Consider the following 25978-nt stretch of genomic DNA (forward strand, 5'->3'; position numbering starts at 1 on the left):
TAAGGAGGCGTTTTTCGCATGGCCTCGAAAACCAAGGTCAACATGGTTGTCGCCGGTCTGCTGGCAGCGATGTTTATCGGCGCGTTGGATGCGACCGTCGTCGCCACCGCTACCCCGCATATGATCAAGGATTTGCACGGCGAGACGCTGTTCAGTTGGGTGTTTGCGGTTTATACGTTGACCACCTGCGTGGCGACCCCCATTTTCGGCAAGCTCGCCGATTTATTCGGGCGCAAACCCGTGTTCGCCGCGGGCATCGGTTTATTCGTGCTCGGTTCCATCTTGTGCGGAGCCGCGCAATCGATGACGGGACTCATTTGGTTCCGGGCTTTGCAAGGATTTGGTGCCGGGGCGCTTGCGCCCGTGTGCTTTACCGTCATCGGCGATTTGTTCTCGGGCAAGCAGCGCGGCAAAATGATGGGTATCTTTTCGTCCGTTTGGTCCGTGGCTGGCCTTCTCGGCCCGCTAATCGGAGGTTACTTCGTCGATCAAGTTTCCTGGCGATGGATTTTCTACATCAACGTGCCGATCGGCATCATCGCCCTGCTGCTGGTCGTCGTATTTTTGCACCAGCCGATCGAACGTCAGGCGAAAAAAATCGATTACCTCGGCGCGATTATGTTTACCATTACTTTCTCCGCGCTGTTGTATGCGCTGCTGAGCGGCGGGTCTCGGCATTCCTGGGATTCCCCGGTGATCGCGGGGCTGTTCGCGGCATCGGCTGTATGTTTTATGTTGTTCCTCTGGATTGAAAAACGGGCGGAGGAACCGATGATCCCGTTATCGATTTTCCGCATCCGCGTATTGAACGTCACCAATATCAGCGGTTTTCTGGCGTTCAGCATTACGACGGGGTTGACGGTGTACTCGCCGATCTGGATTCAATCCGTGCTCGGCAATTCCGCGACAAGCTCGGGCCTGATCGTTATGCCGATGTCGCTGGCCTGGCCGCTCGCCTCCAACATCGCCGGCCGGCTCATGTACCGGGTTGGGGTGAAGGCATCGATCGTATTCGGCTCATCGCTCGTCATGGCAGGCTCCCTCTGGCTGATTGCGCTTCAGATGAACTCGCCCTACGTATTTTGGATCGGTATCCTCGTGCTAATCGGACTGGGAATGGGGTTCGTTGCGACGCCCTCCACCGTTGTCGTGCAATCGGTCGTCGGCTGGGAAAAACGCGGCGTCGCCAACGCTTCCAGCATGCTGGCCCGTGCGCTGGGCCAAACGGTCGGCATAGCGGTATTCGGCACGATTTACAACCAGTATGTAACCATCATCGGCTCCAAAACGGAGCTGACTGCCGGAATGCATGCCGTTTTTCTGCTCATGTCGGGGATAGCGATTGCGAACCTGCTCGCCGTATTGTTCCTGCCGAAGCACCGCCAAGTGATGGCGCAGCAGCATTCGGCTTAACGGCAGGGTGACAAAGCGAAATACCGGAACCGGCCGCAAACGGATGCGGCCAGGAAAAGCCGCGACCTGCGGCTTTTCTGTTTTTTCAGGCAGCCGTATGTTATACTGTTGTTTGCTTAAAAGCAGTAAAACCTACAAGGGGGGGCCTTTCGTTTGTACGAATTGTTCATACTCGGCGAATTGATGAATAACCCGATGCACGGCTATTTGCTGCATCAGATTTTGAACGGGATCGTTGGTCCTACGCGAAAAGTCAGCTGGGGGGCGATTTATCCGCTGATCCACGGCATGCTTGCGGACGGGCTGATCGAACAGGTTCCCGATGAGCAACCGGAGGGTTCCAAACAAGGAAGAGGAAAAAAAATAAAGACATATAAACTTACGGACGAAGGCAGAATACGTTTTTTTCGGTTGATGGAAGAACCGATTCCATATTCGCCGGATTACGAGCTGCATTTTTATACGAAACTGAAAAATTTTGAACTGATCAGCAAAGAATTGCAGTTTTTAATTTTGCATCAATACAAAGATTACCTGCGTTATGAAATCCGTCACGAGGAAGAACGGTTGGAATATGCTAGCAAAGACGAACGGATTCCCGGCGGGGAGCAGAAATATATTCAGATCTTTTTCCGGCATCGGTTGGAAAAGCTTCGATGTGATGAAACGTGGGTTATGCAGTTAATCGAGAGCCATCGCGCGGATGGACAAGGGCTTGAGCGGGATTGAAATTGAAAGGCTGAAGGATAGCATATCATTAATAGGTTGGGGGGCGAGCTAAAAAGGTCGGCCCCTTTGTTTATTCCTCACGCGCTTTTATTTTCTGGCTCTTCGGAAAATTTGGTTGAAAGTCATTCAATATAACATAGTGCTCTAAAATCGGAATATATGGTTTTCTGTCGATGACTTGTCAGTGATCTACTCGCTATTGAAGGTTATGCCTGGCGAGTCGCATACTTATCGTTTTGTCGTAAAAGAGGCCGGGACACACTGGTATCACTTCCATCAACGTCGGAGCAATCTATATCGGACTTGGCCTAAAGGTTGCATTCCAAAGACAGTAATGATGGCAGCGCTTATTCATCGACGGAACAAAGGCACGCTTAGCTCCATTTTTTTCGAAACTCCGAGAAATAAAAGAAACCCTGTTCCTCTGTAAAAGGACAGGGTTTCTCGGCAATCTGATGCTTGGCGTAATGCCAAGCTTTTTTATAGCAGCGAATCCAAAGAACCACCTATAACCGGAATCGTTCGCCCCGCATAACTTATAATCTCGTTTGCATATCGGTCTGCACCAGCACCGCAAACGCCTCGTAAGGCCGAAGCCGCATGTTTTCCGTCAAAACGATTTCCGGATAAACGGACACCTGCACTTCGCCCTCGACGAAATCGCGTTCCAAGGCGAAATCAAGCGGTTCTTTGCTCCAATTCGAAACGGTCAACAACCTCCTGCCCGAATGGCTGCGTTCATAAGCAAACACATGCGCATGCTCGGGCGCGGCCAGCCTGAATTTCCCTTCCGTCAACAGCTCGTTGATGAACGGATGGCTTCGCAGCATGGCCAATTGATCGTAAAAATCCAGCAATGACTTCCGGCTGACCTCCCCATGACCGATGCCTGTGAAACGGGTGAAAGCCCCTTTCTCTCCTGCCAATCCCTTTTTGAACGATGGTTGGGTCTGCTCGCGTCCCATCGAACTTTTCGAGTCCGTTAGAGCCGCCGCATCCCCCATCGGGGCCCCCTGGATCAGCTGCAGCGTTAACGCCATGCATTTCACCGATTCAAACCAATAGGATCCATTCATGTTGCCGCCGTCACGATCCTGTAACGGCATCCCCCCCATCCAGGTTTAATGCAGCGTGCGGGCAGCCGCGGCCGCCTCGGAGGCCGCCTTCCGCGAAGGCTTCCACTTGATCGACGTCACGGCGCTTGCGAGCGCCAGGATGACGAAAACAACCCCGACCCAAGCATTGTAATATACCGAAGAGCTTTCGATCACGATCCCGCCGACGGCGGAACCGACCGCGATTCCGACATGACTCGCCGAGCTGTTCAGGCTTTGCTGAATGTTGGACGATTCCGGAGCGGATTTGATCAGGTAGCTTTGCATCGACGGAGAAATCGACCAGCTCAGCGCGCTCCATACAAGCATGACGACCAGGCATACATACATCGAAACGGTGGACAGCGGCATCAGGAACATCACGACGGCAAACACGCCCACGATCGCCAAAATGCTTTTTTCCGCCCCGAACTTATCCGTCACCCATCCTCCGAAACCGCCGCCGAGCACGGCCGCGATGCCGAACAGAAGATAAAACAGGCTGAGCACCGAAGGGCTCAAATGCAGCGTTTCCTGCAAAAACGGCGTCAAATACGCGTAAAGCGTCAAATGTCCCGTCAGCATCAACACCGATATCAGCTGGCCGAAAATGATTTTGCCGCTCTTCAGGGAGGCGAGCTGACGGCGCAGCGGAATGGCCGCCTCCGGCGCGGTTTTCGGGATAAAAAGCTGGATCGCGATGAGCGAAATGACGGACAGGACCGTAATCATCACAAACGGCGCACGCCACCCGAACGCATTGCCGAGCATCATGCCCAGCGGCACACCAAGCACGAGCGAACCGCTGACGCCCATAAAGATGACGCCGATGGCTCTCGCTTTATATTCCTCACTCGCCATCCTCGAAGCCATCGTAATCGACAATACGGTAATGAGCGCGCTGCTGGCGGCCGACAGAACCCGGGCGATGACCATCGTCATAAAATTAGGGCTCACCATCGACAGGACGTTCCCGACGATAAAAACGAGAAGCGCAGACTGGTACAACCGCTTACGCTCCATGCGTGCCGTCGCCGTCAGCAGCAGCGGTCCGGAAAGCGCAAACACGATCGAATACAGCGTGATGAGCTGCCCGGCGGCGCTTAAGGAAATGTGAAGATCCTTGGAGATCAGATCCAAAATGCCGCCGACGATCAGTTCGACCATACCCGTCACGAAACAGGCGATCGCCAAAATGTATATCTTGTAGTTCACGTTGTTGCTCCCTTCTCTCTGGTTGTCGTTCTATGGTTACTACCGTAATAGTAACTCATATCAAAATCGGCAGCAAGCACATTTTTTTCCGTAAAAAATGAACCTACCGCATGGCCAGCAGCCGGACGCTTTTGGTCAAATCTCTTTTTTTACCCCGGCCGGCTTACCGAACCATGGATTTAAAAAACATAAAAAGCGGACGGAGCATAAGCTCCATCCGCTGGATTGGACATCCTGTAACGTCCGACGTGGATCAGTACCGCAGCTGCAGGAGCTGCGCCATGATTTCCTTGTCGTTCATCAAAACATCGTTATATTTGGTCGTAATTTTGGTAAGCAGCACGTCGTGGTGGAAATAATCCGTAAAAACGCGCACAAACGGCTGGGATCTTGTTTTGATCGCCTGCCAGGAGCCGTCTTCCATGCCCGCAAAGATGGCTTCCGCATCGTCCACGATCAGCAGCCTGAAACGCTCCAGCGTCACATGCTGCTCGTTCGGCTCCATCACGGCCATATTTTTCAATTCGCTGCGGACTTCCCCGACGGAAAGCGCCTCGACGGCAACGCCTTCGCGCTCTTTTTCCTCGAGGATCGGCAAAACCGCTGTAAAATCGTCCTTCCACGACGAATACCGGATCGAATTTTTCGCTTCCAGCAGCATTTGCTTGATCTGGGCGTGGATCGAGGCGTCGGCCTTCAAACTCCAGACGCGGTCGTCCACGATCTCCTTTTTCGCCTTCTGCCGCTCAAGCTCCTGGATATCCGCTTGAAACTCGGCGGTCAGCTTTTCGACGACAAGCGGAATCGGCAGCGCCGTATACAGCTTTTTCTTTTCCGAAATCGACTCCAGCACCATCCCCTTCTCCACCATCCGGGAAATGACCTCGTATATTTTTGCTTTGGGCACGCCCGAATATTTGACGATCATCGTCGCGTCCATCGGCTGCATCGTCTGCGCCAACGTTTCATAAACTTTGCTTTCATACTGGGAAAAACCGAATTTATAGAGCAACTTGTCCAACTCCCGATCTTTCGAACTTGGTATTAATGTACCATAAATCCGGCTTCCAATGTCAATTTCACACCCATCAGTATGGCTATTATTTTTCGTCTTCCGAAGCGTATATTCCCGGTCTCCGAAACGAACGGTATATATACCCGACTTAACGAACAATAGAAGATGATCTTTCGGAAAGTATGTTCCCGCTCTACCTTGCGTGCGCAAATAGAATTCAATGACGGATAGCCCTTCCAACTTTAGGTTCCCTTTTTTGTCAGACGCGGTTTTCAGCTCTTGAGGTACCCTGATCAATTTACTGGTTCTTATGGGCTTCATTGATCCCTCGGTATTTGCACGTACTCCCATCTGTTTTACATCCTTTCGGTTCTGTTCCTTTCCCGCTACATATAGGATAACCCGGAAACCGAAAGCTAACTTTGCTAAAAAGCTCAATTTACTTGTTTTTTTAGCTCAAGGATTTTTTGAAAATGGACTCCACCTCAAGAAGACTTATCGGAGCGGAGGTTCTTGAGATAAGCAGATACACCACAAACGGAAAACGGCCATTTCCGCCCCAGCAGACGGAAATAGCCGTTATGACGGTACCGGGGCGCCTTTTGCCGTCAGCTCGTCTTCGCGGGTTTCGTGCTGCGAATCGATGCCGCAGCGTATACAAAGAGCGCCGTCCAGATGAGCGCGAAGCCGATGAGCAGAACCGGCGAGACCGATTCCTTGAACACGAATACGCTCAGTAACAGCATGATCGTCGGCCCGATGTATTGTACGAAGCCGAGCGTGGACAGCGACATCCGGGCGGCCGCCCGCGCAAAGAAGAGCAGCGGCAGCGCCGTTACCACGCCGGAAAGGAGCAGTTCGACGAACTGGGACGCAGGCAGCGTCCAAGCCGTGGTCTTTCCCACGGCGGCCAAATAGATCCAGTAGCCGAGCGCGACGGGCAGAACTACGGCCGTCTCCGACAACAAGCCTACGGAAGCGTCTTGCACGATCTTCTTCTTCGCGAGGCCGTACAAGCCAAACGACGCGGCCAGCGAGATCGCGACCCACGGGAACCGCCCGTAGTCGATGGCGATGATGAGCACCGCGGCGCCTGCGATGGCAATCGCGAGCCATTGGCCGCGGTTTGGCTTCTCACGAAGGAAGATGACCGCTAGCAGCACGTTCAACAACGGGTTCAAATAATAGCCGAGACTGGTCTCGACGACATGGCCGTTGTTGACTGCCCAGATGAAGATGAGCCAATTAGCGGCGATCAGCAGTCCGCTGGCGGCGAGCGATAGCAGGAGCGAACGGCTAGCCGCAATCCGCTTCATGTCACCCCAGCGGCGCTGGACGGCGACGAGAATACCCATGAAGACGAACGACCAGACAACCCGATGTGACAGAATTTCGCCTGCCGGCACATCGTCAAACAACTTCCAATAAAGCGGGAGAACCCCCCACATGATATACGCGATGATAGCGTTGACCAACCCATTGTTCATAAGGAATTCCCCTCTTCTCTCTCCGATGTCTGAACGGATTATACGCCTCAATCCTCGCTTAAGTAAAGTAAATAATTGGTTGGCAGTTGACGCTCACCTTACGAGGAGCCTCGCGGCGGTAATCGTCGATGGCGTCCCGTAGCACCGCGAATCCTTTCGCCGAACATGCGATCCGGCCGAGGAGGCACAGCCGCCTATCGCCTACCGGACTTGTCGGATGATATTTTGCTAGGGGCAAGGGATGAAAAAGCAGCCTGAAATAACGGAAAAACAAGGCAATCATTAATCAGCGTTTTTTGTGAACTTTATTGCCAATACCGATAGAGAAAATCACGATACAGGAAATTGCAAACAAGTCTGGATATAACCGAAGTACCTTTTATCAGTATTTTACCGATGTTTACGATCTGCTTAGCTTCGTCGAAAACGATATATTCGATTTTATCCGGGAGAAATTGAAAAACACAGATCAAACGGATATAAATCCACGGGATATACTTCTACTTCGTTTTCACTGCTTCGTCTTTGGCAGCGCAGGCAGAAAGATTTGCCCCCAGATCAATTATTCAGTTTGATAGATATGCTATTTACTTCGGGGGTATCGTCTGTTCTAAAAAACGGTTAGCCTGCTTGCTTTTTTGTTGCGATTCCATATCGAGCTTGAAGGAACCGCATCATCCGAGAAGGCTCCGGCTATTAAAGAAAAAGCCATCGCACATGCCAAGGAAGTTGCCAAACGTTACTAATAGGGGGGGGTAGCATCGTTCTCAAGCCGGAATCCACAAGCTTGACATAGATTGTTGATTGTATAAGTTTGCAACAATAATGCCAGGAATCTAAAACCTGGTCTGAAAAGAACCGGCAGCGGTACCCCCTCACTCGTTTCGAGTAGAAAGTACCGCTGCTTTTCAATAAACCAGGCTATTTCACCTCTTCCCGGGCGCTTGCTCGGATGGCTTCGGCCGTCTGTCCTGATTCAAATAGGCTGCCGCCGCCAACGCCAGATAGGTTCAAACCCTTGATTTAATCCATTATGAGATTGATATTCCCTGCATTTATTCGTAACTTAACGCATCGATCGGTTTCAATCGCGAAGCCTTATAAGCCGGATAAACGCCAAACAGGATGCCGATCCCTACCGCGCTAAGGAAGGACAGCAGGATGGGCGGAAGCGAGATGACGATCGGCAAAGAGGCGAATTTTTCGAGCAGGACCGCCGCTCCGATGCCAAACAATATGCCGATCACCCCGCCCAGCATGCTGAGGATCACCGCTTCGGCCAGAAACTGCGTCATAATATGTCCGCGCCCCGCCCCAATCGCCTTGCGTATCCCGATTTCGCGCGTCCTTTCCGTCACGGATACGATCATGATGTTCATAATGCCGACGCCCCCGATGAACAGCGATATCGCGGCGACCCCCTGAAGCAGGTTGGTCATGATCCGATTGACGCCCTGCGCCGACTCCAAATATTCCTTCTGGGTTTCGATTCTGAAATTTCTGGCGTCGCTTGGCTTCAAATTATGCTGAACCCGGAGCGACTCTCCGATATCCGCGCTCGCTTTGTCGATCAGTTCCGGGGTTTTCGCCGAGATGACCATCGTGTCGATTCTTTTCGCGCCAAAGCGGTTTTTCATCGTGGTAATCGGAATGTATGCCTGATCGTTTTGGGTCGTGAAACCTTCCAATTTTTCAAGCACGCCGATAACCGCATACGGAATCCGGTTGATCTGGATCGTCTGGCCGATTAAATTCCCTTTATCCCCGGAAAACAGCCGTTTCGCGGCTTCGCTTTCCAGAATGACCACATTCATGCCGTGCTGCATTTCATATTGGGTAAAATTTCTGCCCTGCGCGAATTTAAATCCGAATACCCGGTCAAACCGCTTTAAGGTTCCTTCGACTTGAATATCGTAATGCTGAGGTCCTCTTGCCACCTTCGCGCTGGCTGAAGCTCCTTTAGGCGCCACGCCGGCTACGGTGTCCAGCTTTTCAATCCTTTGAACGTCATCCAGTGTCATCCGGTTGGCCTCATAGGAATTTCTTCCGTTTTCGGAATAATCCGGAGCATAAGAATAAACAAAGATCACGTTATTGCCCATACTCTTAATTTCTTTTTCAATGCTGGCCGTTGAGCCTTTGCCGATGGCTACGATCGCGATGACCGCCCCGACCCCGATGATGATCCCCAGCATGGTCAGCAGGGAACGAAGCTTATTGGCCGTCAGGCTCGCAAGCGACACGCGTACGATTTCCATTACATTCATCTGCCCGATTCCTCCGCCGCCATTCTGCGGTTCATGATGGCCCTTGACCCTACAATCGCTCCGCCCCGGAAATCGACCAGCCGTTTGGCATATTCGGCCGTTTCCATTTCATGCGTGACAAGCAATATGGTGGCTCCCCGGTCATTCAGCCTTTGGAAGATCTCCATAATCTCCATGCTTGTCCGGCTGTCAAGGGCGCCCGTAGGTTCATCCGCCAGCAAAATGACCGGATGGTTCACGAGCGCCCGCGCGATGGTCACCCGCTGCTGCTGTCCCCCTGACAGCTCGCTTGGCTTGTTTAGCAGCCGGTCCCCCAGCCCTACCTGAACCAAAGCTTCAATCGCTCTTTTACGGCGTTCCTTGGCGGGAACTCCCGCGTACATCATCGGCAATTCCACATTGGCGAGCGCCGTCGCCCGCGGAAGAAGATTAAACTTTTGAAATACGAACCCGATTTTTCGATTTCGAATGATCGCCAGCTCATGTTCCTTCGCCTCCAAAATCGAATAGCCGTCGAGATCGTATTTTCCGGAAGTGGGCCGATCCAGGCAGCCGATCATGTTCATCATCGTCGACTTCCCCGATCCGGAGGGACCCATAATCGCCACAAACTCCCCTTCGCCAATGGTCAGGTTTACGCCGCGGAGGGCTTCTATTTTCTGATCTCCCACATGATATACCTTTTTCATGTCTTCGATTTGGATTACCGTTTTCATATGCTCATGCTCCCCCCTTATGCGTGTTTCTGTTTAACCGCCAAAGCCGGCGTTCTCGGGGCTGTTTTCCGCTGGAGGTTCGGCCGGGATGACGACGGTGGCTCCTTTGTTCACGCCTGATATAATTTCTACCCGGTCGGATGTGTAAATGCCGATTTCAACGGGCTGGAACGTGTACGTTTCAGGGTGAGCCGGGTCGGACGCCAAATACACGCCGTCTTGGCCGCCTTCCGACTGCAGCGCAGCCAAAGGTATATACAAAACATTGTTATGCGTAGTCAATTGGATCGATATCTGCATATTCATCCCCGTCTTGAGCGTTCCTTCCGGATCCTGAATCGAAAGCTCCACGGTGTAACTCGTGATCCCGGCATCGGTCACGGCTTGCGGCGAAACGAAGCTGATTTTGCCTTCGTATTGCTTGTCAGGGTAAGAATCCGTCCGCATGATCGCTTGAAGCCCCATTTTCATTTTCGCAATGTCGGTTTCGTCCACTTTAGCCTGCACTTTCAATTGGTTGGAGTTCGAATTGTTCATGACGATAAATGGAGCGGTCGGGATTGTTCCGACATCCCCGTTCACCTTCAAAATCAATCCGTCCCACGGAGCGGTGATCTGCAGTTTGGACAACTCGCTTTCCTTTTGTTTCAAATCCGCTTCCGCCTGCAGCACGGCGGCTTCGGCCGACATTACCGCGGAAGGCTCCGGCGGCGCTTCGGCGGCTTTTAAGCCCGCCAAAGCGGATTGGTAGGAAAGTTTGGCCTCCTCCTCCGCCTGCTTGCCTTTTGTCACCGTTCTCTCATATTGCAGCTCCGCGTTTTCATATTCTTTTTGCGCTTTATCCAGCGCATCCTGCAAAGCCGTTTGCGCTTTGGCATACTGAAGTTTGGCGTTCTCATAATCATTTTTGGCTTTTTCCAGGTTCCGTTCGGCCTCCGTCGCTTCATTCAAGGAAACGGCCCCAAGCCCGAATAAATAGGACTGGTCGTCATACTCCTTCTGGCTTTTATCCAAATTGGCTTTCGCCGCTGCAATTTGCTGCTCCGCTTCCTTTAATGCGGCGTTTTCGCCCTGCTCCAGGACGGCCTGCTTGGCTTTTTCCAGATTTGCTTTGGCCGCCGCCTTCTGGTTTTCGGCTTCCTTCAGGGCAAATGGATCATTCACCGAATCCAATGCCATTTTCGCTTTGACGACATTCTCTTTTTGCGCCTCGATTTCGTTTGGCTTGGCGCCTTTTTTCACCTCGTCCAGCTTTGCTTTGACAATCGCCAAATTGGATTCCGCGCTTTTGATCTGCATTTTCGCTTCCGAATCGTCAAGCTGCGCCAGGACTTGTCCGGCTTTCACGCTGTCTCCGGCTTTGACGTTCACCTTGATCAGCTTGCTTGTCCCTGCGCTTGTAAAGTTCAAGTTCGCTTCTTTGGTCGCCTGTACGATCCCCGCCAAGCTAAGCGTATCCGTTACGTCTCCCTGCTCAACCTTGACGGTTTCATTCGGGGGCGCCACGACAGGTTTTGGGGTTGTTTTAAAATAAATAAAGATGCCGGCACCGCATAATATGACGATCACAGCCGCAATCCAAATCCAACGTTTTCTGCGCTTCCGCCTCAGAGAGGTTAATGTCTGGTGATTTTCGATTTCAAGCACGCCGTTTTCCTCCACATTCATCATTACATGTTCTGGCTCAATACTGAAATTTGTTTTTTTACATTGTGCGAGGTGACCGCTGCGGTTACGGATCGTTCTTCCGGTCGCTGCCCGCCTCCAAATTTCTTGAATATAGCCTTTCACAAAGGTAGAACTCGTTGACTCTTACAAAAGCCACGGTTTATACAGCGTAAATTCCGCTTGCTTTTGCTGGATCGCGAGCTCCGTCGCCTTTCTTTCCCACTGCTTCACCTTGATCTCGTTCGTTTTGATTTCCATGCCGGGTATGAGCCCTCTTTTCCATTTATTTTCGGCAAGCGATAGTTCATCCCGGGCATTCTGAAGATTGCGCAGCAGCTCTTCGTACTGCGATTGGTACTGCTGGATGCTCAAATAAGCGGTTTTTAGCGATTCCGCCAATTGCTCCTTGGCTTGGGAAAGCTCCATCTTGGCCGCTTCCACGTCCAGCGCTTTCAGCCGATATTCGCCCACCGCGGTCCCATTGTAATAAGACGCTTCCGCCATCGCTTGTTTCACGGCATTTTCCTGCTTGTACAACGCCGGGCTGCCGGAAGATGTCATTTCCTGAATATGTAAATCGATGTCAAGCGCCTTGGGCTTGCTGTAGGTCGGTATGTCCACCAGTTCGTATGTCGTCCCCTGCTTTCTCCCCATCAGTTTGCTCAGGGCATCCTTGGCTTTCTGCGAAGCGGCTTTGCTTTCCGCGAGTTTTTTCTCGGCTTCCTTTTTCGCCTGAACCGCCTTCGCTTTGTCGTTCTCCGATATTTTGCCGCGGGCAGCCTTGGCGATCGCGATGTTCTCCTCCTGAAGCGCAACGTCCAATGTTTCTTTGTCCGTTGCCTCATTATTGGCAGCCGTTATCGCCTCATAGTAGGCTTTCATCGTTTGGAGTTCCAACTGATCCATGACCAGGGGAATTTGCTTCTGTGCATCTTCGTACATGCTTGCAGCGGCTGCGTATCGTTTGTACGCCGCGCGCAGCGCTTCCGCATCATCCGGCCCGTCGGTATCCTCCCCTTCATGGTTGTCCCGCCTGGTAACCTGCTTCATTTCATCCGCGGCGCTTTGAAGCATGATCGCGTTCCGTTCCACGGTTTGATTGGCCGTCTTGAGCAAAAGGCTGTTTTCTTGCGCCCATTTGGTTGCCTGCTCTAATGTCAGCTTTACCTGGGTGGTGCTTGATTCCACAATATAACCTTGGACCACCGTTTCCGCCCGCGCAGGCTGCAGCATCGTCAATGCGACAAAAGCCGCCGCGGCAGCGGCCAAAGCTAAACGTCCACTCCCTTTCATTTTCGCCCTCCCGATCCTGATCTTTCTTCATGCCGGCTTACGCCAAACATCCGGAACCCATAAATCATGGGATATATTCCCATAACACTGTACCATTGCGAATAGGGTCATTCCATCGTTATCCCTTACATTTGCCTTACATTTTTGTCATCTAAGCAGATTGTATTAAAGAGACACTGGATTTCCCCGTGGATCAAGGAATGACAAGTAAAAACTTTAATTCATCCTATCTCAACGCAAAAAAAGAACCCGGAGCGGATGACCGTCTTCTCCGGGTTCCCTTCATTTTGGGGCCTCAACAGGGATGGGATGTTATGAAAAAGGATACCAGAAGCCGCGCAGCATCTTGACCTTCAGCCAGATTCCCGCGGCCAAAAGAACGACGCCAAGGACAACAAACGTCCAATCCAGAGGTTCCATATCCTTGCCGCTGTACCAGGTGCGGCGTTTTTGCGTGCCAAAGCCGCGCAGCTCCATCGCGTTTGTGACGGAATCGATCCGGTGCAATGCGGATTGAAGCACGGGCACCACCACGGCCGCCAAATTGCGAATGCGCTGCAGGATGCTTCCGTCCTCCTTGGAAATCCCCATCCCGCGGGCCTGCATCGAATTCAGCGTGCCGCGGAATTCCTCGGTCAGGTCCGGGATGTACCGGAGGGCGATGCTGACGGCGTAAGCGATTTTGTACGGAACGCCGATCCGGTTCAGGCTTGCTGCAAATGCGCTCGGCTGCGTCGTGAAAATGCACAGGATCGTCATCGGCAGCAGCGTCAAATATTTGGCCGACAGCGTCAGCACGTAAAAAAGCGTTTCGCTATTGATCGTGTTGTAGCCAAGCGGAATGACGGGCGTATCCGTTCCCGTAAGCCTCGTCGCAAACGTCGGCGTAATCAGTACGATAAAAATGCTGTTCAGCACCGTAAAAATGATCATCAGCCAAAACAAAAACGCCATCCGTTTAAACGGAATGCCCGCGGTGACAAGCAACACGATGCCGACGATCAGCATCGGCACGAATACGCGCAAATCCAAAAACATGTATGTCATGACCGTCCAGGCCATAAAAAGCACCAGCTTGACCGCGCCGTCCAGCCGGTGAAACAGCGAGTTCCCCGTAACGTACAGGCTTCCCGTTCTATTCATGGCCTTTCCCCTTTTTCTCTGCGTTGATAAATGCCTGAACGAACCTCTCAGGCGACGCTAACCCGTTGGCTTTCGCAAACCGGGACAGCGACGTTTCCTTCAGATGGGCGGCCTCCGTAATTTCCGGATTGCTCAGCACCGCCGCCACCGAATCTTCGGCGATGACGCGACCGGCGCTCAGGACGATCGCGCGGGCGGCATACTCGAGCGCAAGGTACATGTCGTGGGTGATCAGCAAAAAGCCGATGCCTTGCCCGGCCAATGAAGCGATAAAATCCATGAACTCCTTGTAGTGGCGGTAATCCTGCCCTGCCGTCGGCTCGTCCAACAGGATCAATTTCGGTTCAAGCACCAAAATGGAAGCGATGCTGAGCCGTTTTTTCTGTCCGTAGCTAAGCGCGGACACCGGCCAATTGCGGAACGGGAACAGCCCGCACACCTTCAGCGCCTCCTCCACCCGCACCTTGATCTCGGCCGCCGGCACGCCTCTTGCTTTCAATCCTAAGCCTGCCTCTTCCGCAATCATATGTTGCGTGATCATCCGGTTCGGATTTTGCATGACGTACCCGATCGCTTCGCCCCGGCGGCGGATCGACCAAGAGACGATATCCTGCCCGTCATAATGCAGCGAGCCCGATTGCGGCTTCAAAATGCCCGTAATAAGCTGGGACAACGTCGATTTTCCCGCCCCGTTGTTGCCGAGCAGCGCCACGATTTCCCCTGCGCCGATCCGCAGGGACACGTCCTTGATGACCGGATGCTCCGGCTCGTAGCCGAAATTCAGCCCCTCGACCTCCAGCAGCGCGGCGGGAGAAGGCCGGTCCGAAGCGGCCCCGGCCGCTTCGCTCCAATGATCGAGCTTCTCTTGAAGCCCCGGGATATCTAGGCGCTGCGGCAGCCGCAAACCGCTGACGCCTTCCAGCGGAACTCCGGCATGGCGGAGCGCATCGACATACAGCGGCGGCCGCAAACCGTAGCCGTGAAGGGCTCCGGAGGACAAAATTTCGTCCGGCGTCCCGATGGCCGCGATCCGCCCGTCATTCATCAGCACGATCCGGTCCACCGGCTGCTGCAAAACGTCCTCGACGCGATGCTCGATGATGATGACCGTTTTGCCGCTCTCGCGGTGGATGTCGTCGATCAGCTGCATCGCCTTCCGTCCGCTTGCCGGGTCCAAATTCGCCAGCGGCTCGTCGAACAGCAGCACGTCCGCATCCGTCGACAAGACGCCGGCCAGGGACACGCTTTGCTTTTGCCCGCCCGACAGCTCGTACGGGCTATGCTCGGTATATTCCAGCATCCCGACCCTATTCAGCGCGGCCGCCACCTCCCGCTTCATTTCCGGGCGCGGCATCGCCTTGTTTTCCATGACAAAGGCGGTATCTTCCGCCACCGTCAGCCCCACGAACTGGGAATCCTGATCCTGCAAAATGGTCCCGACGGTGCGGCTCAGCTTAAAGATGCTTAACTCCGCCGGGTTTTGACCGGCGATCTTCAGGCTGCCGCTGGTTTCGCCGCCGTACGTAAAAGGAATAAGCCCATTGATGCAATGGGCCAATGTCGATTTGCCGGAGCCGCTGGGACCGGCGATCCAGATTTTTTCGCCGGGATAAATATCCAGCGTAATCTCTTTCAGCGTAGGCTCCGACTGGTTTTTATACTTGAATCCGTATTGTTGAAACGAGATGATTGGCTGCATAACCTTCAAAAACTCCTATTCCTTCGGGGCGCTTCCCGCGCGCCTACTCGTTGACGCTCAAATGGCTCGTTTTGGCGTTTCTTTTCGCAAAGCCGATGACGGCCGGCACGCCAAGCACCAAAAAGACGATGATGTTGGAAATCGAAGCGGCCGTTACCTGCACGACCAGCTTGTCGGAAGGCTCGCCCATAAACGCGATGTCGAACCAGCCGGAGAACAGCAGCGACAAAACGATCCCGACGATGCCGTAAACAATAAACAAACCGATATGTTTTCCTTTAAAGCTTCCGTTTTGCGGATCAAATCCCTTGGCCAAATAAATGAGTCCCATAAACGCAGCCGTAATGCCCGACCCCAGCGCCCAGCCCCACCATACCGTACCGCTGGTCAGCAGGTCGTTCAATACGTGGCCGATGAGTCCGGCAATGAATCCGACGACAGGCCCGAACAACGCGCCGAAAATCGCGAGCAGCGCGATGGCCGGCCGCAGCGAGGTGTCTGGCCCCACGGGGATGCCGATAAAGCTGGTGGCTCCATACAGAGCCGCGCCGATGCCTATGGTCACCACCGTTCTCGTGTTGAATTGAAAGATGGATTTTTTCAATGCAGAGTCACCTTTCCCAAACGAAATATTCCAACAACATTCACGTTCAAAAACGAACATTAAACGTTTATTGTACTCTTAATATAAGGGGACTTGGACGGGAAGGCAAAACTTTTTTTGTAAATGGGCATATAGATTTTTTTGCGGATAAGCACGGAGTGACGCAAAATCATTCGTAAAAGCAAAAAAAGACCCATTTCCTTGATCGGAAATAAAGTCTTTTTCACGATTGTTTGCTTTTTCGACCATTGGCCCTGTGTTTGGACCTACCGGCATTCCCGGCGCAATCAGGGCACCATATACCTGCCAGACGACAAATCCAGATCGACCAGTTCTGTTCCTTGTTGTTTGTATATGTGTTCATTTTCACCTTCGGCCCCGGCCCAAGCAACGGCCAAAACGGTTCCTTCCCGGCTTGAAGCGGCAAACAGGAATGAAAACATCTCCGGAACGACCTCGCCGCCATCGTCCACGCGCCAGGTCGAAATCGGATCGTAATCGGCCGTAAAATCCTTGGCCGCGATCCGGTCGCCCTGTACAAGCACAAGCGATGCGGTCACTTTCCGCCCTTGCTTTTTGAACTGCACCAAATAGACGGCTTGCTCCGGCTCGATGTCGGCGATTTTCCAAATTTTTTCGATCTTTTGGGCCTTCGTTTCCTCGATGTTCCGTTTTAAACCATCGTCCGCGCCTTCGGCGGCCACTTCCTTCACCATTAATAGGGATTCGACGTTAAACGCATCGCCGCTTACCAAATAATACGTTTCATTCGGCTGTGCTTTGCCGCCTTCGACTTCAAACAGCAGGCCAGGCACCTGATGAAAGTTGTTTGCGGTCTGCCTTCCGTCATCCTGGCTGCCCCGCGCTTGTTTTTTAACGAATTTCACGCTCAGCACCTGGCCGTTTTTCCCGATGGCTTTGTTCAAATCGGCGTTTTCCGTATTTTCGTAGGAAAGAATGTACTTCCCGGTGTTGTCGGCGAAACCGTAGGTGTTTTGCAGTTGGGTCGTATCCAAATACGGCTTGCTCCCGCTTTCGTTGTCCCTTTGCGCCGTTTCCGCGTCCTTCCCGTTTTCGGAATCCGTTTCTCCGGGGCCTTTGCCGGAGGCTCCCCCCGCTTCAGGTTTGCTGCCGCCGTTGACCGCTTCCCCGGAAATTCCGTCCTTCGCCGAACCGGCACCCTGATCGCTTTTTTCCGCTTTGGTACCGGAACAGCCTCCGATCATGCACGCCGCCAGAACCAGAAAAAGCAATTTTCTCATCTCCATGCTCCCTTGGACTTTTTTATGAATTAACGTTAAAACGCTGGCTTTTGTTTCAGTGTTAACTGCGTTTTTTTTCATACGGCCCCCTAAAAAATACAAAAACGCCTCCGGCGTATGCCGAAAAGCGTTTGATCCGATATTCCGCGCCCTTCCCGCCTCTACATCGCCTTGCTGCGGGCCTTTCGTTTGGAACGCAAGGATCCGATGCCGTCCGCGGCCAAATACAAAAGCGGAATCAACTCGGACACGAGAAGAAAAGGAACGAATCCATGGGTGACCAAATAATCGAGCTCCGGCCCCGTCCGGACCATAAACAAGGCCAATCCTATCATCATGGCCGTCATGGAAAGCGAAAAGGGCTTTTGGTCTTTAAGCCCGAAGGCATGCGTCAAACCGATCACGGAGATAAACAGCAGCAGGCTGATTTTAACGAATAAGCTGGACAACCAGATTGCGATGATCAATGGATCCAAATTTTCAAAAAATCCTCCCGGCGGGATGTAGCGAATCAGCTCCAGCTCAGGATAGGCTAAATTGCTGGCCAGGGCGGGTCCGAACAACAACAAGGTCGAAATCAGGCCGGTCAGCACGATCACGATCGAGGTTACGGTAGCCCAAACAAGCGACTTCATCGTTTTTTCCTGCCGGGTGAAATAGGGAAACAGAAAAATAATAAACGCCATTTCCGCGTATTGGGTCGCCATGATGTACGAACCGTTCCAGATCCCTTTCAAATTGATGTGGTTCACGAGCGCAACCGCCATGTTGAAGTTCAGCTCATGGGAGACAAACGGGGGAACCATGAAAATCCAAATGACGCTGATAAAGAAAAAGCCCTGCGCGACCCGAAAAATCGATCCGACCCCGGAGCGGACGACGTATACAAAGGCGCATCCGAACAGCATGGCGATCGCCCAGTCCGGCGTGTCCTCCAAATAAATCGTGATGATGAGATCCAGCAGCTCCCGCAAAATAAACGCGGCAACAAACAAGCTCGAAAACAACATGAAAAACATGAGCGGATAATGCAGCCATTTTCCGAGCACTTCTCCGCCGTAGCTGGCAAACGTCCTTCCCGGCCTTTTGATGCCCAAACGATATGCGCCGTAGGTGACAAGCAAGCCAACGGCTGCGCCCGGGATCAGCGTAAACCATGCCATGTACTGAGCGATTTTGATGAGCAAAGGCATGATGAATCCGAGCGTGGTCGTGTACAAATACTGGGAATACAGCATATAAACCTGGGATTGCGATACTTTTTCCACCGGCATCCGACTTCCTTTCATTCCCCTGCATTCAGGATCTTTACGGCAGGTCCGAAAATCCCTTCTATCAGCATGGCGATCGTCCATTGTTCCTTAAAGAAATATAAAGCTTCCACGCATATACACATAAAAACGGCGGAACCGATCACGAGAAAAAAAGTGCGTTTTTTTCTGTTTTTTTTAGTCATGTACCGCCATTCGTATCCGATGATGCACATAAAAGCAATCCCGATGAAGATCATGACTCCTCCTTCGTTTTCGGTCCGAGCGTTTTCCCGACCGGTTCCTTGATGGTGCCGAGGCGTTTGATTTTAACGTCCACCCGGGCGGCGAAATCGAGGCTGTTCCCGTAAATGTCCCGCCAGCGGGGCTTGATCCGCTTCCATTCCCGGGGGTACTTCCAATCGATGTAACTGCCGAAATGAAATGCATCCGATTGAAGGTCAATCGACTTGCCGATGGCTTTGCCGATCCTTTTCGTCACCTCCGCCGACAAGCTGTGCTCGATCCTTCTCAATTCCTGCGGGTTGCTCAGATCAATCCCGGAATCCGAGGAGATGACCTCCGCTTCCCCTTTGGAGTAGATCCGAATCAAAACGCGATTTCGGCCGACCAGGGGTTTGATATGTGTTTTCATGCGGCGGATCATAAAGCTGACGTCTTTGCCGTCTGTCGGGGAATGGATCGTAATTTCCGCATCCCTCAATTTGTTCAGGATCCATAACCCTCCCCGCATCTCCTTTATATTCAGCGTCCCCACCATTTTACCTTGCTTGAAAATCGCCGCGCCGACGGGTTCGACCCAGATCTGCTCCTTTTCCTTTTCCGTTTCTATTCTTTGCGTTTTAAGGCGCAGCAAGGAGACGGCAATATCCCCTCCGTTATAGTTGGCAGCCATAAAATCCTTGCAGGTCGTGTCAATCACCGAATGCAGCCTGGCGAAGGCCGTCAGGATGTCGCTCGGAAATCTTTCGCTTACGGTGGCAATCGTGCTTACATCTTTTGCTTCTCCGGTCGTGACGTATAAATTGGAATTGATATAAAGAGACGGATGGCGGGCAGCGAACTCCAAAACCGGTTCGATCCCTTCCTCCGCGAGCTCCCTTCCGACCACGATGACGCGCGTTTGCCCAAAGTTGATTTTGCGGGAAAGGTTGATCTGGATTTTGCGAAAGGCTTGGCCGATGTCCGCGCCGGACTTGGTAACATAGGAATAGGCCTTTCCCCCGGCTTGTCCCGAACTTTCCGCCATCCCCGGAATCATCCGGTTGGAGAGGGGAAAACCGAGCGTGAGCTGCACGCCCTCTTCCGATTTATCCACAACCATCAGTCTTACGAAAATTCGCTCGTTCAGCTCCAACGATGACCAGCATCCGCCAAGCATGAAGAGTGAAAATAATGAGATCGTCAAAACGAACGCTTTGCGTCCCCATTGCGAGTATTTCAATCCCCTTCATCCTCCTTGGCGGCGAGTGGTTGCCTGATGCGGTTTGCCCCCGAAAAAGCCGGTCGTTTATTCATGAACGGCCATGGCACCCGGATGAAAATATCTTTCAGATCGCTGATTTTCAGCGGCGTGAGCGGAGATAAATACGGCGTGCCGAAAGAACGCAAATTGATCAAATGGATATAGATGAAAAGCAACCCGCAGGCCATGCCGAACAAACCGAAGATTCCCGATAAAATCATGATCGGGAACCTCAGCAGCCGAAATGCCAATCCCAAATCAAAGTGGGGGCTGATGAAGGAAGCAATCCCGGTCAACGAAACGATGATGACCATAAACGACGATACGATCCCCGCTTGAACCGCAGCCTGCCCGATGATTAATGCCCCGATGATGGATACGGATTGTCCGATCGCCTTGGGAATGCGAACGGTCGCTTCCCGGAGCGCCTCGAATGCGATTTCCATGATAAAGGCTTCGACAAGCGCGGGAAAAGGAACGATTTCCCTGGAAGCCGCGATGGAAATAAGCAGTCTTGAAGGAATGATTTCCGGATGGAATGACGTGATGGCAATGTACGTGGAGGGCAGCACTAAAGAGGCCACAATAAAGACGTAACGGATCCACCGGATCCAGGTGGCGGCGACATAATGCTGATAATAGTCCTCCGCCGCCTGCATCAGCATGAAAATCGTCACCGGGGCAAGCAAAACGATCGGCGTGCCGTCAACGATAATCGCCACCCTGCCTTCCAATAACGAAGCCGAAACCACGTCGGGACGTTCGGTATATTGAATTTGAGGAAAGGGCGAAAAAGGGCTGTCTTTAATAAATTCCTCCAAATAACTGCTTCCCTGCACGCTGTCGATTTGAATCCCCGACAACCTTCTTTTGACTTCATCCAGAAGCTCTTGTTTGCAGATGCCCTGCATGTAGCAAACCACCACTTTGGTCTTCGTTTGCATGCCGATCTCCATCGATTCCGTCTTAAAAAAGGAAGTCTTCAGCCTTCTCCGCAGCAAAGTGAGATTGACGTCCATATCCTCGATAAAGGACTCGCGCGGCCCGCGGATCACGGATTCGTTCGGCGCTTCTTCAATCGACCTTTTCTCAAAAGAGGAGCAGAGAACCTCGATCATGCGCTTGTCGCCGTCAACAAGCAGCAGAACGTGGCCGTTCAAAATCGCCGAGAGACCTTCCGGCAATTCGCAGACAACTTTCAGATCGGCGACGGGCAGCCTTTTGAAATCGAAAATTTGTTCGCGAAATTTCAACGCGTCGTGCCGCTCAAGCGACAGCAGGTCGCGCAGCAGTTCTTCCTGCACCGTGTTTTTGTCGATCATGGCATGAAAAAATACCAACGCGCACTTCTGGTCCGGACACGCGTAAAACGTATGGATCACCAGATCGGAGCAATGGGAGAGCTCGCTTCGAAACCAGTCCAATTGTTCGTCGATGGATGCCGCCGCCTTGCCGCAGCGGTTTTCGGGAAGCAATTCCGGCGGGAGCTTCGCCTCGCCGCCTCCGCTTTTTTTCCCCTTCTGTTTCAGCCTAAAACGCATAGACATAGCTGTTCCTGCCCTTGATGTAATGTCGAACCGCCATAGAAACCCCATTTTGGTTATTCAAAGCTTTGCTCACGGAGGAAATTTTTATTCAAACAACCAGTTTATCCTTTTCCTTTCCTCGTTCCATGACATCTTTAGCTTCCGGATGAACGCGGTGGAACGTTCGCTTTCTTTCATGCTTGTTTGATTAACTTTTTGCTTATATAATTCAAACCATATAGAGCATGAACATATATTCATCGCACAGCATGGCGAATACATAAAAAGGTGGATTGTCGATGGAATTAAACGTGGATACTAACAGCCTTGCCTTATTTGCGGCCCTGGCATCCGACACGAGGATCAAAATGATAGAAATGCTGCGCCGGGAACCGCTCAACATCAAGGAAATGGCCCAAAGGCTCGGCATCTCTTCGGCGATCGTTACCAAACACGTCCAGCAGCTGAAGGAAGCCGGCATCATCGATACGGAGATGTCGTCGGGAAAGCGGGGCATGCAGAAAAAATGCATCCTGCTGCTCGACCGGGTCACGCTCGTCTTCAAGCCGCCGGGCAGCGTGGACGAATTCATCCATCCGGACCAGAACGGTTACTCGGTATCGATTCCGGTCGGGCATTATACGTCCTACAGGGTAAAACCGACGTGCGGGCTGGCATCGGAAACGAAGCTGATCGGCATGCGGGACGACCCCCGCTATTTTGCCGAGCCGGAGCATGTCAAAGCGCAGCATCTCTGGTTTGCCGGCGGTTACGTCGAATACCAAATTCCGAATTACATGGTGGAAAGCAAGCTGTTGACCGACATTCGGATATCGCTCGAAATCTGTTCCGAGGCCCCGGGCTACGACGAAAATTGGCCTTCGGATATCGTCTTTTCGATTAACGGAGTCGATGTTTGCAAATGGACGTCCCCGGGAGATTTCGGCAGCGTCCGCGGGAAGCTCACCCCCCTTTGGTGGGAACTCGGCAGCACCCAGCATGGGCTGCTCAAAACGCTGTGGATCAATACCGAAGGCACCTTCATGGACGGCGTCCGGCTGTCCAGGATCGGCATCCAGGATATCCCCATCCCCCCCGCCAAAGAGATCCGGTTCCGGATCAGTTCGCCCGAGGATACGAGATACCCCGGAGGCGTCAGCCTTTTCGGCAGACATTTCGGCAACTATGAACAGGACATCGAAGTGCAAATCCGATACTAACCCCCATTTCCTTCCCCCGTCCCTGCCTCCTTGTCCGGGCTGTTATGAACTCTTTCGTTTACGTGCATACTAGAAGCTACGCATGGATTCGGGCTGAATCCTCTAGTATACGAAACCATCGAAGGAGGTAGGGGCATGAACACTTCCAAAACGAGCGAGAACCAGCCAACCCTTCCGGTTCCCCTCCACATCGACCGCAGCTGGCTGGAGCAGCTGAACAACCGCCTTGAAAAAGGGGGGCCCTGGGGGGACTGGCGGCTGGCCCAGCTGGCGATCCGCGGAGAGGAAGCGCGGCTGGTCACCAGCTTTGACGAACTGCAATGCTTAAAGCATTTGCAAGGCCTTTCCCCGCTCCCCCATCAGCTCGACACCACCCGCAAGGTGCTGTTCGAAATGTCCGGCAGGGCCATATTGGCCGATGAAGTCGGTCTGGGCAAAACGATCGAAGCCGGCATGATTTTGAAGGAATACATGATCCGCGGCCTCGTCTCGAAAGTGCTGATCCTCGTGCCCGCTTCCCTAGTGCTGCAGTGGGTGCGCGAACTGAACGGGAAATTCGGCATTCCCGCCGTCGCCCAAAAAAAAGCCTATACGTGGCATTCCGACATCGTCGTCGCTTCGATCGATACGGCTAAACGCGATCCGCATAAGGATTTTTTGCTGGAGCAGGAATACGACATGCTGATCATCGACGAAGCCCATAAGCTGAAAAACAAAAAAACGACGAACTACCAATTCATTCAAAAGCTGCGCAAAAAATACTGCCTGCTGCTCACCGCCACGCCGGTACAAAACGACATGACGGAACTGTTTAACCTGATCACGCTGCTGAAGCCCGGACAGCTTGGCCGCCAGGGCGATTTTGCGACCAATTTCGTCGTCGGCAAACGGCAGCCGAAAAACCAGGAGCAGCTCAAAGACGAACTCGCCAAAGTCATGATCCGCAACCGCCGGGGCGAAGGACCCGTCCAGTTCACGAAACGGCATGTCACCAACGTCAGCCTGCAGCTGTCTCCAGAGGAGCAGGCATTGTATGACGGGGTGACGGCTTTTGTCAGGGACGAATACCGGGCTTCCGGGGGGAATTTGAGCAGCATGCTGTCGCTTGTCACTTTGCAGCGGGAGGTTTGCAGCAGCCGCGACGCCGTTTTTCTGACGCTGGTGAACCTTTCCAAAAAGATCCCGGACGACTCCCCCCTCACGTCCAAAGTGTGGGAGCTCGTAAATGCCATTCGCGCGATCAAAGCCAATACGAAAGCCGAAAAAACGATCGAGCTGATCCGTCAGATGAACGAAAAGGTCATCGTGTTTACCGAATACCGGGCTACCCAGGAATATTTGCTCCAATATTTCCAAAAGCACGGTTTGAGCTGCGTGCCCTACCGGGGCGGCATGAACCGCGGCAAAAAAGACTGGATGATGGACCTGTTCCGTGGACGCGCCCAGGTGATGATCGCCACCGAGGCCGGCGGCGAGGGAATTAACCTGCAGTTCTGCCACCATATGATCAACTTCGACCTTCCGTGGAATCCGATGCGGGTCGAGCAGCGGATTGGCCGCGTCCATCGCCTCGGACAGCAAAACGACGTAAAAATCTATAACTTGTCCACCTCGGGAACGATCGAGGAGCATATTTTGCATCTGCTTCACGAAAAAATCAACATGTTCGAAATGGTCATCGGCGGCTTGGACGCCATCCTTGAACGGTTCGAAAAACAGGAGTCGCTGGAAAAAAGATTGTACAAAATGTTTCTGGAATCCGATTCGAACGAGGAAATCCGGCAAAAAGTGAATTCCCTGGGCCAAACCTTCGACCAAATCAAGCACCAAGTCGTTTACGAATCGGACACGATGAGGGAGGAGGAAGCCTGACATGAGCATGTCTCCGCAGCAGGTGCAGGAACATATCATGACTTATCTCGAATGCACGGAATGCCAAATCATCGAAAAATCGCCTTACCATGTGACGGTCAAGCTATCCCCGCAGGCGGACAGGCAGCTGACAGGCAGGCCGTATTATTGGGGATTCGTCGACCGGACCGGCGCCGAGCCGGAGACGTTATCCTTTACGTTCGTGTTTGACCCGGAAAAATACGACAACAGCGAGCGGGAAAAAAACGCCGCCGCGCAGCAGGACCCTCTCCTGTCGCGATATTACGGCGCGGCCCCCCTCCTGCCCCAGCTCGGACCGGGACGGATCCAGCGCGAGGACGTAACCTACGGCAGCGCAAGGCTCCAGCAAATATGGAATGCCGCCCGACAGGAAGGCTCCTGCCTGTATCTGTTTGAGCAGCCGCCTGCCCTTCAGCGCGAAACGCTGTTCTCCGCCCCCTACGAGCCGTGGCTGGGCGTCTGCTTCAAGGCCGAAATGGCGTGCGACATGAAGAAGGAAGAACTTCATTTCATCGGCATATCGCTTGTCACCGGGCGGATCGCCTCCCCTTTTCCGGAACGGCTTACAGGCCTCGCCTTGAGTCCGCGCCTGCCGGAAAACATTCACATTCAGCCGGCGGCGGTTTCGCTTGAAGATGCGGCAGGCCTGCTTGAATCGTATATGACGCGGAAGCTGGCGGAGATGGACTTCGCTTGGGCGGAGCAGGCCCGGGAACGGCTGAAGGAGGAGCTGGCGGTGATCGATGTCTATTACGAAGATTTGCTGAAGGAGCCCGATGAGGGGAAGCTGGCCGCGATCCGCGAGCAATTCGCCAACAGACGCAGCGAAACGACATGGCAATACGAGCCCAAAGTGCATCTGTCCGCCATAACCTGCGGCCTGTTTCATCTCCGGTCAAAAGGGTAGATTCATTTAGACCTTCCTCGCTAAAAGAAGGCAAAAATAGAACCGGAGTCGCCTCCGTCCGCGTGACAGCTTGCAACAGCCTTTTTACGGC

21 protein-coding genes are annotated in these 25978 nt (G+C 52.8%); 6 read left to right on the forward strand and 15 right to left on the reverse strand.

The genetic code is table 11. From position 1 onward, the window contains the following. Positions 1 to 18 precede the first annotated feature (18 nt). From GQY55_RS08265 to GQY55_RS32035, 3 genes are all read left to right on the forward strand, one after another. Positions 19 to 1413, forward strand: a complete 1395-nt coding sequence (locus GQY55_RS08265) for an MDR family MFS transporter (RefSeq protein WP_160040052.1) — start codon at positions 19 to 21, stop codon at positions 1411 to 1413. 153 nt (positions 1414 to 1566) lie between these two features. Next, positions 1567 to 2142, forward strand: coding sequence for a PadR family transcriptional regulator (locus GQY55_RS08270; protein ID WP_160040054.1), 576 nt, complete (start codon positions 1567 to 1569; stop codon positions 2140 to 2142). Positions 2143 to 2350: 208 nt separating this feature from the next. Further along, entirely contained in the window at positions 2351 to 2572 is a 222-nt protein-coding gene (locus GQY55_RS32035) for a multicopper oxidase domain-containing protein (protein WP_160040056.1), read from the forward strand. Between the two features lie 106 nt (positions 2573 to 2678). Here GQY55_RS32035 and GQY55_RS08280 read toward each other — a convergent pair whose 3' ends face one another. From GQY55_RS08280 to GQY55_RS08355, 15 genes are all read right to left on the reverse strand, one after another. Next, positions 2679 to 3248, reverse strand: a complete 570-nt coding sequence (locus tag GQY55_RS08280) for a hypothetical protein (protein ID WP_160040058.1) — start codon at positions 3246 to 3248, stop codon at positions 2679 to 2681. Positions 3249 to 3263: 15 nt separating this feature from the next. Beyond that, a complete protein-coding gene (locus GQY55_RS08285) occupies positions 3264 to 4451 on the reverse strand; it encodes an MFS transporter (protein ID WP_160040060.1) in 1188 nt (395 codons plus the stop codon). Between the two features lie 253 nt (positions 4452 to 4704). Further along, positions 4705 to 5463 (reverse strand): TrmB family transcriptional regulator, encoded by a 759-nt coding sequence (locus GQY55_RS08290; RefSeq protein ID WP_160040062.1) that lies wholly within the window; start codon positions 5461 to 5463, stop codon positions 4705 to 4707. Positions 5464 to 6074: 611 nt separating this feature from the next. Then, a complete protein-coding gene (gene rarD / locus GQY55_RS08295; RefSeq protein ID WP_160040064.1) occupies positions 6075 to 6953 on the reverse strand; it encodes an EamA family transporter RarD in 879 nt (292 codons plus the stop codon). A gap of 1055 nt (positions 6954 to 8008) precedes the next feature. Continuing rightward, positions 8009 to 9220, reverse strand: coding sequence for an ABC transporter permease (locus GQY55_RS08305; protein WP_160040066.1), 1212 nt, complete (start codon positions 9218 to 9220; stop codon positions 8009 to 8011). Then, entirely contained in the window at positions 9217 to 9936 is a 720-nt protein-coding gene (locus GQY55_RS08310; protein ID WP_160040068.1) for an ABC transporter ATP-binding protein, read from the reverse strand. Before GQY55_RS08310 ends, GQY55_RS08305 begins: the two co-directional genes overlap by 4 nt. 33 nt (positions 9937 to 9969) lie before the next feature. Then, positions 9970 to 11583: an efflux RND transporter periplasmic adaptor subunit gene (locus tag GQY55_RS08315; protein WP_236575491.1), complete on the reverse strand. Its 1614-nt coding sequence runs from the start codon at positions 11581 to 11583 to the stop codon at positions 9970 to 9972. Positions 11584 to 11748: 165 nt separating this feature from the next. Continuing rightward, positions 11749 to 12897, reverse strand: a complete 1149-nt coding sequence (locus GQY55_RS08320) for a TolC family protein (protein ID WP_160040070.1) — start codon at positions 12895 to 12897, stop codon at positions 11749 to 11751. Positions 12898 to 13209: 312 nt separating this feature from the next. Beyond that, positions 13210 to 14040, reverse strand: coding sequence for an energy-coupling factor transporter transmembrane component T family protein (locus GQY55_RS08325; RefSeq protein WP_160040072.1), 831 nt, complete (start codon positions 14038 to 14040; stop codon positions 13210 to 13212). Next, complete coding sequence (locus GQY55_RS08330) at positions 14033 to 15739, reverse strand: ABC transporter ATP-binding protein (RefSeq protein ID WP_160040074.1); 1707 nt, start codon at positions 15737 to 15739, stop codon at positions 14033 to 14035. Before GQY55_RS08330 ends, GQY55_RS08325 begins: the two co-directional genes overlap by 8 nt. A gap of 43 nt (positions 15740 to 15782) precedes the next feature. Beyond that, positions 15783 to 16343 carry an ECF-type riboflavin transporter substrate-binding protein gene (locus GQY55_RS08335; RefSeq protein WP_373309139.1) on the reverse strand — a complete coding sequence of 187 codons (561 nt, stop codon included), beginning with the start codon at positions 16341 to 16343 and terminating at the stop codon, positions 15783 to 15785. A 287-nt stretch (positions 16344 to 16630) separates the two neighbouring features. Further along, positions 16631 to 17605, reverse strand: coding sequence for a hypothetical protein (locus GQY55_RS08340; RefSeq protein WP_160040076.1), 975 nt, complete (start codon positions 17603 to 17605; stop codon positions 16631 to 16633). Between the two features lie 161 nt (positions 17606 to 17766). Beyond that, the gene (locus GQY55_RS08345) at positions 17767 to 18873 is read right to left on the reverse strand and encodes a GerAB/ArcD/ProY family transporter (RefSeq protein ID WP_160040078.1); all 1107 of its coding nucleotides are present in this window, start codon (positions 18871 to 18873) and stop codon (positions 17767 to 17769) included. Between the two features lie 238 nt (positions 18874 to 19111). After that, positions 19112 to 20320: a Ger(x)C family spore germination protein gene (locus GQY55_RS08350; RefSeq protein WP_160040080.1), complete on the reverse strand. Its 1209-nt coding sequence runs from the start codon at positions 20318 to 20320 to the stop codon at positions 19112 to 19114. Then, positions 20317 to 21888, reverse strand: coding sequence for a spore germination protein (locus tag GQY55_RS08355; RefSeq protein ID WP_236575492.1), 1572 nt, complete (start codon positions 21886 to 21888; stop codon positions 20317 to 20319). The genes GQY55_RS08350 and GQY55_RS08355 overlap by 4 nt, the downstream gene beginning before the upstream one ends. A gap of 278 nt (positions 21889 to 22166) precedes the next feature. Between GQY55_RS08355 and GQY55_RS08360 the strand changes: the two genes are divergently transcribed. From GQY55_RS08360 to GQY55_RS08370, 3 genes are all read left to right on the forward strand, one after another. After that, positions 22167 to 23087: an ArsR/SmtB family transcription factor gene (locus GQY55_RS08360; RefSeq protein WP_160040082.1), complete on the forward strand. Its 921-nt coding sequence runs from the start codon at positions 22167 to 22169 to the stop codon at positions 23085 to 23087. 135 nt (positions 23088 to 23222) lie between these two features. After that, positions 23223 to 24959 carry a DEAD/DEAH box helicase gene (locus tag GQY55_RS08365; RefSeq protein ID WP_160040084.1) on the forward strand — a complete coding sequence of 579 codons (1737 nt, stop codon included), beginning with the start codon at positions 23223 to 23225 and terminating at the stop codon, positions 24957 to 24959. 1 nt (position 24960) lies between these two features. After that, the gene (locus GQY55_RS08370) at positions 24961 to 25887 is read left to right on the forward strand and encodes a YqhG family protein (RefSeq protein ID WP_160040086.1); all 927 of its coding nucleotides are present in this window, start codon (positions 24961 to 24963) and stop codon (positions 25885 to 25887) included. The last annotated feature ends 91 nt before the right edge of the window (positions 25888 to 25978 follow it).

The organism is Paenibacillus sp. USDA918EY (genome assembly GCF_009870825.1).
GTDB lineage: Bacteria > Bacillota > Bacilli > Paenibacillales > Paenibacillaceae > Paenibacillus_AQ > Paenibacillus_AQ albilobatus.